Annotated in this window: 14 protein-coding genes; 10 read left to right on the top strand and 4 right to left on the bottom strand. The window is 54.9% G+C overall.

The window, feature by feature from the left end:
• The first annotated feature begins 19 nt into the window (after positions 1-19).
• The 8 genes from NW211_RS11515 to NW211_RS11480 all read left to right on the top strand — a co-directional run bounded on the left by NW211_RS11515 (position 20) and on the right by NW211_RS11480 (position 8,884).
• Complete coding sequence (locus NW211_RS11515) at positions 20-820, top strand: 3'-5' exonuclease (protein WP_087409462.1); 801 nt, start codon at positions 20-22, stop codon at positions 818-820.
• A 33-nt stretch (positions 821-853) separates the two neighbouring features.
• A complete protein-coding gene (gene coaBC / locus NW211_RS11510) occupies positions 854-2,062 on the top strand; it encodes a bifunctional phosphopantothenoylcysteine decarboxylase/phosphopantothenate--cysteine ligase CoaBC (RefSeq protein WP_087409461.1) in 1,209 nt (402 codons plus the stop codon).
• Positions 2,063-2,114: 52 nt separating this feature from the next.
• The gene (locus NW211_RS11505) at positions 2,115-3,011 is read left to right on the top strand and encodes a DUF4835 family protein (protein ID WP_087409460.1); all 897 of its coding nucleotides are present in this window, start codon (positions 2,115-2,117) and stop codon (positions 3,009-3,011) included.
• Between the two features lie 16 nt (positions 3,012-3,027).
• Positions 3,028-4,710: a DNA repair protein RecN gene (gene recN / locus NW211_RS11500; RefSeq protein WP_258327923.1), complete on the top strand. Its 1,683-nt coding sequence runs from the start codon at positions 3,028-3,030 to the stop codon at positions 4,708-4,710.
• On the top strand, positions 4,697-5,440 hold the full coding sequence (gene rlmB / locus NW211_RS11495; protein ID WP_087409458.1) for a 23S rRNA (guanosine(2251)-2'-O)-methyltransferase RlmB: 744 nt from the start codon (positions 4,697-4,699) through the stop codon (positions 5,438-5,440). Before recN ends, rlmB begins: the two co-directional genes overlap by 14 nt.
• Positions 5,441-5,496: 56 nt before the next feature.
• Complete coding sequence (locus NW211_RS11490; protein ID WP_258327922.1) at positions 5,497-5,688, top strand: hypothetical protein; 192 nt, start codon at positions 5,497-5,499, stop codon at positions 5,686-5,688.
• Between the two features lie 36 nt (positions 5,689-5,724).
• Entirely contained in the window at positions 5,725-6,084 is a 360-nt protein-coding gene (locus NW211_RS11485) for a Crp/Fnr family transcriptional regulator (protein WP_087409457.1), read from the top strand.
• Positions 6,085-6,262: 178 nt separating this feature from the next.
• Entirely contained in the window at positions 6,263-8,884 is a 2,622-nt protein-coding gene (locus tag NW211_RS11480) for a DUF3836 domain-containing protein (protein WP_258327921.1), read from the top strand.
• A 135-nt stretch (positions 8,885-9,019) separates the two neighbouring features.
• On the opposite strand, the gene NW211_RS11475 is transcribed toward NW211_RS11480, so the two are convergent.
• From NW211_RS11475 to NW211_RS11460, 4 genes are all read right to left on the bottom strand, one after another.
• Entirely contained in the window at positions 9,020-9,526 is a 507-nt protein-coding gene (locus NW211_RS11475) for a copper resistance protein NlpE (RefSeq protein WP_258327920.1), read from the bottom strand.
• Positions 9,527-9,708: 182 nt separating this feature from the next.
• The gene (locus NW211_RS11470; protein WP_258327919.1) at positions 9,709-10,677 is read right to left on the bottom strand and encodes a hypothetical protein; all 969 of its coding nucleotides are present in this window, start codon (positions 10,675-10,677) and stop codon (positions 9,709-9,711) included.
• Between the two features lie 2 nt (positions 10,678-10,679).
• Positions 10,680-11,210 carry a hypothetical protein gene (locus NW211_RS11465; protein ID WP_258327918.1) on the bottom strand — a complete coding sequence of 177 codons (531 nt, stop codon included), beginning with the start codon at positions 11,208-11,210 and terminating at the stop codon, positions 10,680-10,682.
• Between the two features lie 353 nt (positions 11,211-11,563).
• Positions 11,564-12,118 carry an N-acetylmuramoyl-L-alanine amidase gene (locus NW211_RS11460; protein ID WP_258327917.1) on the bottom strand — a complete coding sequence of 185 codons (555 nt, stop codon included), beginning with the start codon at positions 12,116-12,118 and terminating at the stop codon, positions 11,564-11,566.
• A 230-nt stretch (positions 12,119-12,348) separates the two neighbouring features.
• On the opposite strand from NW211_RS11460, the gene NW211_RS11455 reads away from it, so the two are divergent.
• Positions 12,349-13,044 (top strand): hemerythrin domain-containing protein, encoded by a 696-nt coding sequence (locus tag NW211_RS11455; RefSeq protein WP_087409453.1) that lies wholly within the window; start codon positions 12,349-12,351, stop codon positions 13,042-13,044.
• Complete coding sequence (locus NW211_RS11450) at positions 13,041-13,658, top strand: response regulator transcription factor (RefSeq protein WP_087409452.1); 618 nt, start codon at positions 13,041-13,043, stop codon at positions 13,656-13,658. The genes NW211_RS11455 and NW211_RS11450 overlap by 4 nt, the downstream gene beginning before the upstream one ends.
• Positions 13,659-13,788: the final 130 nt, after the last annotated feature.

Below are 13,788 nucleotides of genomic sequence, written 5' to 3'. Positions count from 1 at the left end.
AGCTATTGAACAGTAAATCATGCAACTGAACTTAAAGAACCCGCTCGTCTTCTTCGACCTGGAGACGACGGGTACCAATATTACCACCGACCGCATTATCGAACTGGCCTATGTCAAGGTGTTCCCTAATGGCGAGGTGGAAGAGAAAGACATATTTGTCAACCCCGGCATGCCCATTCCGCCCGCTTCGACGGCGGTGCATCACATTACCGACGAGATGGTGGCCGACAAGCCTCTTTTCAAGGAGGTAGCCCGCAACATCGCCAAGGTGTTCGAGGGGGCCGATATTGCCGGGTTCAATTCCAACCGCTTCGATGTGCCTTTCCTTATCGAAGAGCTGCTGCGGGCCGGCGTCAATCTCGACATCTCGAAACGCAAGTTCGTCGACGTGCAGACCATCTACCACATCATGGAACCCCGCACCCTCAAGGCCGCCTACAAGTTCTATTGTGGCGCGCCGCTGGTCGATGCCCATTCGGCTCTGGCCGATACCCGGGCCACCTACGAGGTCTTCAAGGCGCAGCTCGACCGCTATACCGAGGCGGTGAAAGACGAGTATGAGGGAAAATACCTCACTAACGACATCGACTCGTGGGTATCGTTCTCGACCCAAAACCGCAACGTCGATTTCTCGGGCCGCATCATTCTCAACGAGCACGATGTGCCGGTATTCAATTTCGGCAAGTACAAGGGGCGTTCGGTCGAGGAGGTGTTCCAGCTCGAGCCCAGCTATTACAGTTGGATGATGCAGGGCGATTTCCCCCTGAATACCAAGAATGTGATTACCGAGATATACACCCGCGCACGCCGTCGCTTCTGAGGTGCCCGGGTCTCTCTCCAAAGATTCGAAACTATGTTGAAAGGCAAACATATCATACTGGGTATTACGGGCAGCATCGCTGCCTACAAAGCCGCCTATCTGCTGCGGTTGTTCATCAAGCAGGGCGCCGAGGTGCAGGTGGTGATGACCCCTGCGGGCAAAGAGTTTATCACACCCGTCACCCTCTCGTCGTTGAGCGGGAAGCCTGTGGTGAGCGAATTTTTTACCGCCAATACCGGCGAGTGGCACAGCCACGTAGACCTGGGCCTGTGGGCCGATGCCATGATTGTAGCCCCCGCTACGGCCTCGACCATCGGCAAGATGGCCCACGGCATAGCCGACAACATGCTCGTGACCACCTACCTGTCGTGCAAGGCGCCGGTGTTTGTGGCCCCGGCCATGGACCTCGATATGTATGCCCATCCGTCGACCCGGCACAATCTCGAGCTGTTGCGCTCCTATGGCAACCACATCATCGAGCCGGCAACCGGCGAGCTGGCCAGCCACCTCACCGGCAAGGGCCGCATGGAAGAGCCCGAGCAGATCGTGGCCGTGCTCGACCGGTTCTTTGACCGCCCGCAGCCGCTGGCCGGAAAGCGGGTACTCGTGACGGCCGGGCCCACCTACGAAAAGATAGACCCGGTGCGATTCATCGGCAACTACTCGTCGGGCAAGATGGGTTTTGCCCTGGCCGAGGCCTGTGCCGAAGCCGGAGCCGAAGTGACTCTCGTGGCCGGGCCGGTGAGCCTGACGACCTCGCATGCGTCGATACATCGGGTCGATGTGGAGTCGGCTGCCGAGATGTACCGGGCCGCCGTCGATGCCTACGACCGGGCCGATGCCGCCATCATGTGTGCCGCTGTGGCCGACTACGCTCCCGAAACGGTGAGCGACGTGAAGCTGAAACGGAGCGGCGACGAGCGTGTGTTGCGCCTCAAACCCAACCCCGACATCGCTGCCGAGTTGGGTCGCCGCAAGCGCCCCGGGCAGTGCCTGGTAGGTTTTGCCCTCGAGACCAACGACGAGGAGAGCAACGCCCGCCTGAAGATGGAAAAGAAAAATCTCGACTTCATCGTGCTCAATTCGCTGCGCGACGCAGGCGCCGGATTCCGTTGCGACACCAACAAGGTGACCGTCATCGGGCGCGAGGGCGAGCCGGTCGAGATTCCCTGCAAGCTCAAGACCGAGGTGGCCGCCGATATTGTGGACATCCTGGCCCGCTATCTGACCGACAGCCATTGACGGGCTGCGGGTCGGAAACCATTTGCGTAACCCTGTTTCAAACGATGAGAATATGAAAAGAAATCTCTTGTATGTGCTGCTCCTCCTTTGTCCCTTCCTGTCGGTAGCCCAGGAACTGAACTGCCGTGTCGAGGTGAACAGCGACCAGATACAGGGCACGAACAAGGAGGTGTTTACCACCCTCAAGGAGGCCATTACCGAGTACATCAATGACCGTAAATGGTCTACGGCACAAATTTCGCCCGTCGAACGGATAGACTGCTCGATGCTCTTTACCGTCAAGGAGTATGCCGACAACCGCTTTGTGTGCGAGTTGCAGGTGCAGTCGCGTCGTCCGGTCTACAACAGCTCCTACACCACGACGCTGATCAACTTCAAGGATACGCAGGTCGAGTTCAATTATCAGGAGTACGAGCCGCTGGTCTTCTCCGAAACCAGTATCGAGAGCAACCTCACGGCCGTCATCAACTTCTATGTCTATATGATTCTCGGGGTCGACTTCGACAGCTTCTCGCCCATGGGCGGGACCCCCTTCTACGAATTGGCTCGCCAGGTGGTCAACCTGGGGCAATCGTCAATGGAGACCGGTTGGAAAGCCTTTGAGGACAACCGCAACCGACACGCGCTGCTGTCGGCCTTTGTCGAGCAGAGCACGGCCGGGTTCCGCCAGTTGTGGTACGACTATCACCGTGGCGGCCTCGACGAGATGGCTCTGAGTGTAGACAAGGGACGGGCCAAGATTACCGAGTCGCTGCAACAGTTGCAGAAGGTCTACGAGGCTTCGCCCATGTCGGTGGTGATTACCCTCTTCCGCGATGCCAAACTCGACGAACTGGTGAATGTCTATTCCAAAGCTCCCACTTCGGAGAAGGAGACCGTCTACGATATACTCACCGGTATGTATCCCACCGATAGAACCATTCTCGACAAGATTAAACAGACCGAATAAAGAGAGAAACGCAATTATGATAAAGAAACTGAGTGTCTCCAACTATACGCTCATCGACGAGCTCCACATCGACTTCTCGGCCGGTTTCTCGGTCATTACGGGTGAGACGGGAGCCGGCAAGTCGATTATTCTGGGGGCTCTGTCGCTGATACTCGGCCAGCGGGCCGACCTCAAGTCGTTGCGTCGCAGCGACGAGAAGGCTGTGATCGAGGGGGTGTTCGACATCGCATCGTATCACCTGCGCGATTTCTTCGACGAGAACGAGCTCGACTACGACGAGGGCGAGTGCATCTTGCGCCGCGAGATTCTGCCCTCGGGCAAATCGCGAGCCTTCATCAACGATACGCCCGTGTCGTTGGCTCAACTGAAAACCTTGGGCGAACAGCTCATCGACATACATTCGCAGCACCAGAACATGCTGCTGGCCGACTCGCGGTTTCAACTGCGGGTGGTCGATACCATGGCCGGCGATGCCGCTCTGCTGGCCGACTACCGCGAGCACTACCGCCGGTGGCGCGAGCGGTTGCAGGCCTATACCCGCCTGCAGGAGGAGAATCGCTCGGGACGCGAAGAGGAGGACTACCTGCGCTATCAGTTGGCCCAACTCGATGAGGCCCATCTGCAGGAGGGTGAGCAGGAGGAGCTCGAGGCCGAGTTGCAGACGCTGCAGCATGCCGAGGAGATCAAGAACGAGCTGGCCGTGCTGCAGGAATTTCTGCACGCCGAGGAGACCGGCGTCGTGTCGTTGCTCAATGCCACCCTCTCGCGCATGCGGGCCCTCTCGCGCCTCTATCCCGAGGTGGACGAGTGGGCGGGGCGCCTCGAGTCGGACTACATCGACCTCAAGGATATTGCCTCGACTGTAGACCGTTCGCAAGAGAACCTCAACATGGACCCCGAGCGGCTGGCCTGGGTCGAGAACCGGCTCGACACCTACTATTCGCTGCAACAGAAGCATCGCCTCGCCAGTGCCGCCGAGCTGCTGGCCCTGCGCGACTCGTTTGCCGAGCGGCTCACCCGCATCGAAAACTACGACGAAGAGCTGGCTGCCCTCAAGCACGAGGTCGACGAGGCCGAGAGCCAGGTGCGCAACCTGGCCGAGCAGCTCACCCGGGTGCGCCGGCAGTCGGCCGCCAACATCTCGAGCACTCTCACCGAGCGGGTCAAACCGTTGGGTATGCCTCACCTGCAATTCGAGATAGAGGTTTCGACCCGACCGCAGTTCGACGAGACGGGCGGCGACGCCATCCGGTTCCTCTTCTCGGCCAACAAGAACCAGCCCCTGCAACCCGTGTCGGAGGTAGCCTCGGGCGGTGAAATTTCGCGACTGATGCTCTCGCTCAAGGCGTTGGTTGCACACGCCATGGCCCTGCCTACCATCGTGTTCGACGAGGTAGATACCGGGGTCTCGGGCGAGATTGCCGACAAGATGGCCCGCATCATGCGCGATATGTCCCGCTGCATGCAGGTCATCAGCATCACCCACCTGCCCCAGGTGGCTGCGTGGGGACAGACGCACTACCGCGTCTACAAGAGCGACACCGCCACCGCTACGGCCACCCATCTGGTGCGCCTTACCGATAGCGAGCGGGTCGAGGAGATTGCCCGCATGCTGAGCGGCTCGTCGCTCACGGCTGCGGCCCTCGACAACGCCCGCGAATTGTTGAACCGTAACGAACAGAACAATGGAAAAGAATGAAATGATATTTGGCATTCGGGCCGTTATCGAGGCCATCGAAGCCGGTAAGGAGATAGACAAGATTCTGATACGCAAAGAGCTGCAGGGCGACCTGGCCAAGGAGCTTTTCGACCTGATCAAGGGGCGTGGCTTCCTGGTACAGCGGGTGCCGGTCGAGCGGCTCAACCGCATCACCCGCAAGAACCATCAGGGGGTGGTCGCCTTCATCTCGTCGATTGCCTACCAGCGGCTGGGCGACATTGTGCCCACACTCTTCGAGGAGGGTAAGGTGCCCTTCATCGTGCTGCTCGACGGGGTGACCGATGTGCGCAACTTCGGCGCCATAGCCCGCACCTGCGAGTGCACCGGCGTCGATGCCATTGTGGTGCCCGAGCGGGGCAGCGTCAGTGTCAATGCCGATGCCGTGAAGACCTCGGCCGGTGCCCTGCTGCACATCCCCGTTTGCCGCGAGCGGTCGATACACAGTGCCATCCGTTACCTCAAGGATAGCGGCATACAGGTCGTAGCCGCGTCGGAGAAGGCCGCCCTCAACTACACCCGGGCCGACTACACGCTGCCCGTGGCACTGGTCATGGGGGCCGAGGATACCGGTGTCGACCCCGACAACCTGCGCCTGTGCGACGAGATGGTAGCCATTCCCCAGGTGGGAAATATCGGGTCGCTCAACGTCTCGGTAGCAGCCGGGGTGATGATGTACGAAGTGGTGCGGCAGCGGATGTCCGAGGTTTAGGACCGATGCTCCCGGAATAAAAGACAGTATAGTAGATACCAGTAATTTTATACAAGATGCAACCGATTCGAGAAGAGATACGAGACTTGTTTTTGAAAAACTATCAGGTAGAGGAGAAGGATTTCGAACTGCTCTTTTCGAAATTCCGTCGGGTAGAGTATGCCAAGGGCGAAATCATTATCGGAGCCGACAGGTTGTCCGACGAGATTTTTCTGGTCGAGAGCGGTCTTACACGCGATTACTTCTGAGATACCAAAGGCAACGAGGTCACCGAGTGTTTCGGGGTGAGCGGCGACCTGTTTGCCTCGATGTTCTGCTACTTCAAGGGCGAGCCGGCTTTTCTGCAATACGAGGCGGTGACCCAAATGGTGCTCTATTCTATCCGTAAAGACGATTTGGAGGAGCTCTGCCGGCAGAATCTGGCTATCTCGAACCTCTTCCGTACCATCTGCATCGAAGAACTTTATTGCCTGGAACGCAAATGCAAGATCTTCGGGAAAGACGACGCCCTCAGCCGGTACATCAGCCTGATAAAGGTGCGCCCGCAAATTGTCAAGGAGGTGCCTCTCAAGCATATAGCCTCTTATCTGGGCATCACCCAGCAATCGTTGAGCCGGTTGCGCGCTTCGATTAAGAACCAGTAAACAATACACTTACACGAGTCTCGAGCCTCTATATTGCCCCCGACCGAGGGGGGATATGGCTGTCGGGGACAAATAGTATTTCCTGTTATTTTATATGGTGTGATAAATATCTTTTATTTTGTAAGAAATTATCGACATTTTATTAAAATATATAGGATTGAACTAAATTTTTGTGATTATGAGAAAGTTTTACTTGTTTGCTGTGTTTTCCTTGATGGCAGGGCTGGCATTTGCCGCCGATGCTGATTCGGGGAAAAGGCTCGACCATGTATTTGTGTATGCGGGCAGCGAGGTGAGTTCGAAGATTATTTACATCTACAACAGCGACGGCTCTTTGCAGTCTATGGAGACCATGATGCTCAACAACGACGGTGTGCTGACCAACAACTCGCGCGAGGTGTATGGCTATGATGCCGAGGGCCGCATGAACGACTATGAGAGCTATGTGTGGCACGCCTCGTCGATGTCGTGGCTGGGCAGTCCCAAAGAGGATGCCAAGAAGCACATGACCTTCGACGACCAGAACCGTATTGCCGAGGTCGACTATTACAAATGGGACAGTTCCATCGAGAAGTGGGGCGAGCACGTATACCTGCACGGGGTCTATACCTACGACGGCAACGTCGCTATCGAGGACCGGGAACGGTGGCTCAACGACAAGTTCTCTACCGCCGACCGCCGTCGCTACGAATACGACGACGCAGGCCGCCTCGTCACCTATGTGCGGTACAGCAACGGGGCCTTCAGTTTCGAGGTGGGCGACTATGTCTATACCCCTACCGACAGTGTGGTGTACAGCTACGACGACCACGGCAACATTACCGAGCAGTCCTCCTTCATGTACATCGATTCGTGGGTAGACGGCGAACGCCTGAAGTATGAATATACCTACGACGAGTATGGCAATATCGCCACCAAGACTTCGTATCGTTGGGACGACTGGACCGACGACTGGATGTCGGGGTCGACGCTCACCTACGAGACCCACTACCTGGCCGACACCGATACCTACGACCTGCCCTATACACGCGACTATGCACAGTCGGGGGCCCTCGAGGCTACCTATGCGGTCGACGGCAATGCCGACGGGTCGACCTGGCGTATCGAAAACGGGGCTTTGGTCTGCTCCTCGAGCACGGCCTCCGAAGCTCCCGATATTCTCTATCTGCCGCCGTTGAACATGGCTTCGGATACCGAGGTAAAGATTGTCTTCAACGCCCGCCTGGCCAACGACTGCGATTCGGCACAGATACAGATGATTCTGTGCAGCAACGACGAGGAGCTCACCCCGCTGGGTGCTGTCGGCAACATTCACACCATCGAGCCGGGCGAAGGCAGTGAAATCGAGGGATATATCATTGCCCCCCAAAACGGAGCCTTCCGCATAGGTATCTGCTTCAACAACAGCCTCGTGGGCTCGCAGGTGGCCATCGACACGCTCACGGTCTACAACTACCGGCCTTCCAATACCCCCATGGAGCCTTACGGCTTGAGTGCCATTGCCGCCAACGACCAGTCGCTGCAGGTACAAATCGACTTCTACGCTCCGGTCTATACCATCGGAGGCGATGTACTGGGTAGTGTCGACAAGATGGAGGTCTACCGTAACGGTTCGGCCGAACCGGTCTACACCACCGAAGAGGTGGGTGCCTCGCTGGTAACCCGCTGGGTCGATACCCATGCGGTGAAGGGTGAGAATACCTACGAGATATATGCCTATGCCAACGGGCAGAAGAGCGACCCGGCTACCATCCTGGTAGTGGCCGGTTACGCCCGTCCGGCCGAGGTGCGTAACCTCTCGATTGTCGAGCAGGCCGACTACTCGTGTGTCATCTCCTGGGACAAACCCGAGGGTATCGATGGCGGCGAGATGTACGACTGCCCCATCTACTACACCGTTATCCGCAACAACGAAACCATTGTGGCCAATGCCGTCACCGGGACTTCGGTAGTCGACAATACCATACCGTGTGAGTACGGACAAACACCGGTATTCTATACGATTCTGTCGAGCAACCTCTCGGGCGAAGGTCGCCGCACCTACTCCGAACTCTACTTTATCGGAGCTCCCTATTCGGCACCCTATGCCGAATCGTTTGCCGGCGGTGCCATGAACACCATGTGGCTCTCCGATAAACTCGAAGGACTCGACAGCGGTTGGGGTATAGGCGAGCAGGCCTATTCGCCCGACGCCCAGCCGCAGGATGGCGATGGCGGTCTCGCTTCGTTCATGGCTACCAACGTGAACGTGGGTACCAAGACCCGCCTGACCAGTGCCAAGATCAACATCGGCAACCTGTCCGAGCCGGCTCTGGGATTCTATATCTATCAGACCACGGGCGAGAAGAGCAACGACAACCTCACCGTAGAGGTTTCGCGCAACAACGGTGAATTTGTGGCCGTAGCCGGGCCCCTCTACGCATCGGGCAACGAAACCGAAGGTTGGGTGAAGAAGGTGATTCCGCTCGACGCCTATCAGGGCGAGACGGCTTTGCGCCTCTCGTTCGTGGGCGAGGCTGTAGACGGTACGACCAACATCAATATCGACAATATCCAGGTGCAGGAGCGCTCGGTGGTAGGTATTGCCGACAACAGAGTAGACAAGTATCGGGTATATGCCACAACCGAGGGTCAGATTGTCGTGAAGGCACAACCCGGTAGCGAATGCTCGATCGATGTCTATGGTATCGGTGGACAGAAAGTATATGCTACACAAGGGGACGAGGCTATTGTCGACGCAGCCCCCGGCATCTATGTAGTCGATGTGGAGGGTACACGTTACAAAGTGGTTGTGAAGTAACCGCGACAACGACGGGGAGGCAACCGCCTCTCCCGCCGGTTATGATGAAAGCCTGAAAAAAAAGACGGGAGATTCGGTTTTTGACAACCGGGTCTCCCGTCTTCCTCTCTATAAACCTAAAACAATATTGCAAGATTACAGGTGGTGCTTGTGATGTTTTACCGCTTTGAGCCGATGCTTGTCGGGTTTGGCCGGGGCCTTCATCTGGTCGTCGAGCAATACGACCGTCGTATCGGTCTCGACCCACAGGTTTACCGTCTGGTTCGAACCGCTGTCGGGAACCAGTTTATACACCTTGGCCGCTTTGTTCTGCGGGGTGCCTCGCTGGAACAGCTTCTTACCCTTGCTCTTCATCTGCTGGCCGGCTTTGCCGTCGGCCGTCACATAGGTTTGGGTCATCTGGTACACCCCGTTTACCGTGTCGATTTGCTGGGTGATAATCACCATGTAGTCGATGCTGTCGCCTTGGCCCGACTCCGACGGTACCACGCCTTCGTAGGCAAAGATGTCCACCATACCGGTCGAGTCGGTACCCATCATCTCTACGGCTTCGCCTTCGTCGATCATTTGATTTTTGTTATTGTTCGATTGGCAGGCTATGAGTGCCGCCGCAGCAAGAACTGTAAAAACAATTTTTTTCATATCGTTGTATAATTGGTTTTCTCCTATAACATGCGTGGCGGCGAAAAGTTTACCGATTGGAGGAAAATAGTTTTACGGGTAGGAGAAGAAAACCAAAAAGTCGCTTCATCTCCCGGTTATGGGAGCGAAGCGACTTTTCAGTAATTGGATAAGAAATAAATTGTCAATCCCCTTGAGAATGATTATTCTTCTTCCTTAATGAGATTGAATTTGGTCGCAATTTCTTTCTGGTCGATTGCTTGTCGCAGGTTGAACCGTTTCTTTTGAACTACGTAACCGGCTTTTTCACAAACGATTTCGATTTGTATATTCCCCGAATTATTGAATGTAAGCCCCTTTATGTCAAATGCCTCTGTCGTTTCATAAGGCGTAGTCCCCACATATGTTTGGTTGGTATTCTTTACTTCAGGAGTCGATGAAATGACGCGAGTATATACATCGGCGCCTTTGGGCGTAGAGTCGACAAACCAACGTATAATGGTCGATTCGAGAGCCGTATTGCCCTCGCCGGTCACTTGCTTGTTTTTCTCCTGTGAAGGGCTCGATTGACGTTTCAGGAAGAAAGCGATGCGATCCCAGTCAATATCTTCCAGAGCCCGTTCATAGGCCAGATTGAGTACATTTGAAGCTAGAGTGAAGTTCTGTCCGTTCCCTTGTTGGGTGGCTCGTCCCGAAACCGTCACCGTAGGATATACGGGTTGATGGTCTTTGTCGGTGACAGAAACTTGCATTTGTACCGTAGCGGCCCATCCCATTCCCGAGAGATAGTTTATTTTGTACTCGTTAACCGATACACTCATCAAGTAGTCGGTTGCAATATCGGCATCGAGGTTGAAGCCCATGACGCGCATATAGCGGCGCATGCTTTCCGATACAAAATCTTGCACATCGGGTTGGACCGAAACCTGAGGGGTAGAAACCACATAGCTGTCGTGTTTCTGCAAAATGCGGCTGTCACTTCGCAAGTCTCGTATCTGTAATCTGATGCCGTAGTCCATATCGACATACTTGTTGGGTACTGCATTGGCCGTTAAATTCAGATATATAACGTGAGTCTGGGGTACGATGTTCTTTTTGGTTATGGAACACCCCGTCAGCAGGATACCTGAGATAAGAGATACAAGGCTGTAATATAGAATCTGTTTCTTCATATTTATCTGTCGGCTTTAAGTTTTATAATTTTGGCTTTGATGATGGTGCGATACACGATTTTTTTCCCTTGTTGTTCGACGTTGGTCGAGATGGTAGGTTCGATAATACCGTCGGCACCCTCTTGCTGAGCCATGTTTATCAGTCGGTATGTGGCAAAACCGCGGGCAATATCCGAGGGATTGGTCAGTTTTACCGGCTTTTGGTTGCGGTAGTCGTTGGCCAAATATCCTATGCGTACTATTCCTTTATACTTGGTGGTGTTTCCGGCACTGTTGAGTTTATGAGTTATTTCAAACTCTTGATTGGCTTCCTCTATATTGATTTCCGAGCGGGATGCCTGGTAGAAGACCAATGCCTCTGCCGTAATTGTGTTCAATACCGTATAGTCGCTTCTTTGCAGATTCAACTCGTTAAAAGTGGTGGCATGAATGGTATTTACGGCTTCGGGTATGACCGACGTGGTTACTTGGGTTGTTTGGCAAGCCGATAAAACAAAGGCACATACGGCTGTAAGAAGAATTGTCTTTTTCATTTGTCTTTGGTGTTTAATGGTAATACGATAAGTTTTTAAGGCAGGCCCTGAGAAGTAGACAAATAAAAAAGCGCGGACCTATTTTTTATCGGATTCTGCGGTCTTCCACAACCTTGCCTCCAACAAGAAATAAAGTCCGCACTGTGATATACAGCACGGACGTTCAACTTTATTTCTTGGAGGCATCTTGAATGAGTGGAAGTTTCAGAATCCCGAAATAAAAGCTAACGCCTTTTTATCAATATGTCTTTTAGTTGTTCGTTTTACATAGGCTATTCAATTATGATTTCCCTACAAATGTAAATATAAATTTTAAAAAATCAAATTTAGACATAAGTTGTACAATGATATGATTAGATTTTCAGAATGCGTTGTATCGATTCGACATGCCAGCGGGCTATCCGGTCGCGCCCCTCGGGCGAGAGCAGTATCCGGCAGTCGTGCTCGTTGTCCATGAATAGGCTTTCGGTGAGCAGGGCGGGGCAGAGGCTCTCGCGCAAGATGGCGAAGTTGGCCTCCTTGCACCCTCTGAAACGCAGGTCGGGGAAGACGAGGGGCCACACCTCGCCGAAGAGGCGGGCATACTGCCGGCTCTTGTCGGCACCCGGGTAGCTGTATACCTCGCCGCCGCTCCCGCCGCCGGCGTTGGCGTGGACCGAGACCAGCAGGCAGTCGCCCTGGCGGGCCCACTGGTTGGCACGTCGGCACCGCTCGGACAGGGCGATGTCGGTATCTTCGGGAACCAGGCGACGGCAGGCGATGCCCGCCTGGTCGAGCTGTTGAGCCATGCGCGAAACGATGTCGCGGTTGAACTCCCATTCGAGCAGTTGGCGCCTGTCGGGCCACACGGGCGATCGTTTGCCCGGCGTGTCGCAGCCGTGGCCGTTGTCGAGTAGTATCGTTATCATCTTTTCCGTTCTTTTTACGGCGTAAAATTAGGTCGGTTGTCAGCTCCGTTTGTGGCATGACGATACAGACTCCCAACAATTAGGTAGGGATGTGCGTTGGTTTCATCTAAAAAGGGGATTGTGCAGGTGGTACGAATGCTGTTTCTTTGTAGTGTCGAAACCGGCAACGATTTTGTGACTGTGAGAATATGACTATCTTTGTGTATTCATGAACGAAAAAAGAGAATAGAATGTATAAACTGGGTGCCTATAATCGAGACAATCGCATGAGCGATTTGGTGTGCGACAACTATCCCGTGCTGCTGGTGATGAGCCGCTTCGGCATCGCCCTGGGTTTCGGCGACAAAAGCATAGGGCAGGTGTGCGACGAGAACGGCGTGCATACCGATACCTTCCTGGCTGTGGTCAATCTGTTGCTCGACGAGGGCGACCCCGAGGAGTACAAGAGCGACATATCGGTGGGGGCCCTGCTGGGCTATCTGCACAACTCGCACGACTATTTCCTCAACTTCAGGCTGCCGGCCATCCGGCGCAATCTGCTGGGGGCCATCGACTGCGGGGCCAAGGATATAGCCATTGCCATACTCCGCTTTTTCGACGAGTATGTGGCCGAGGTGCAGAAGCACATGCGCTACGAAGAGCGCACGGTCTTTCCCTACGTGACGGCCCTGCTCAACGGCGTGCATCCCGGCGAGTACAGCATTGCCGTCTTTCGCAAGCGGCACGACCAGGTCGAGGCCAAGCTCACCGAGCTGAAAAATATACTCATCAAGTATTACCCGGCCACGAGCAGCAACGAGTTGAACAGTGTCTTGTTCGACATCTTTACCTGCGAGCAGGACCTGGCCTCGCACAACTATATAGAAGATTACCTGTTTGTCCCGGCCATTCAGGAGCTGGAAAACCAAATAGACGAAACGAGATGAAGCCTGTCGTAAAAGTGATTGTAGCCGAGCCCTCGTTGATTATCCGCAAGGGGTTGCTCTCGGTGCTGAAGAAGTTGACCACCATCAATATCGAGACGACCGAGGTGGCCGACGTGCAGCAGCTCACCGCCTCGCTGGCGTGGCGCAAGCCCGATGTGTTCATCGTCAATCCCGGGCTGGCGGGAGTGGTCTCGGTAGCGCAGATCAAGAAGGGTGCCGACGGACCGGCCCCGAAGTGTATCGCCCTGCAAAACTCGTTGGTCGATGCCTCGGTCTTGAAACTGTACGACGAGGTCATCTCGATTTACGACACGGCCGAGCAGATACGCGAGAAGTTCGACCGCCTGGTACACGCCGCTCCCGAGGAGACGGTGCGCCAGGAGCCCCTCACCGAGCGTGAGAAAGAGATTATCATCGGCGTAGTCAAGGGCATGACCAACAAGCAGATTGCCGAGCAGCTGTGCCTGTCGGCCCATACGGTCATCACCCACCGGCGCAACATTGCCGGCAAGTTGCAGATACACAGTCCGGCCGGGCTCACCATCTACGCCATAGTCAACAAGTTTGTCGATATCAACGACATAAAGGATTCCATTTATAACCGTGAGGAGTGATTACTTCGTTATATAAGTTATTTGATGTTGTTTTTGGGAAAATCCGTCTGCTCGTTCAGGCGGATTTTTTCATGCCCGGCAGAGTCGGGAGCCTCGTGAAAAAAGGTTATATCCGGCTCGAGTCTGCGCG

This window comes from Barnesiella sp. ET7 (assembly GCF_024733785.1).
Taxonomy (GTDB): Bacteria; Bacteroidota; Bacteroidia; order Bacteroidales; family Barnesiellaceae; genus Barnesiella; species Barnesiella merdigallinarum.
Note: the sequence above shows the minus strand (reverse complement) of the source record. Positions and strands in the feature narration are given on the sequence as shown.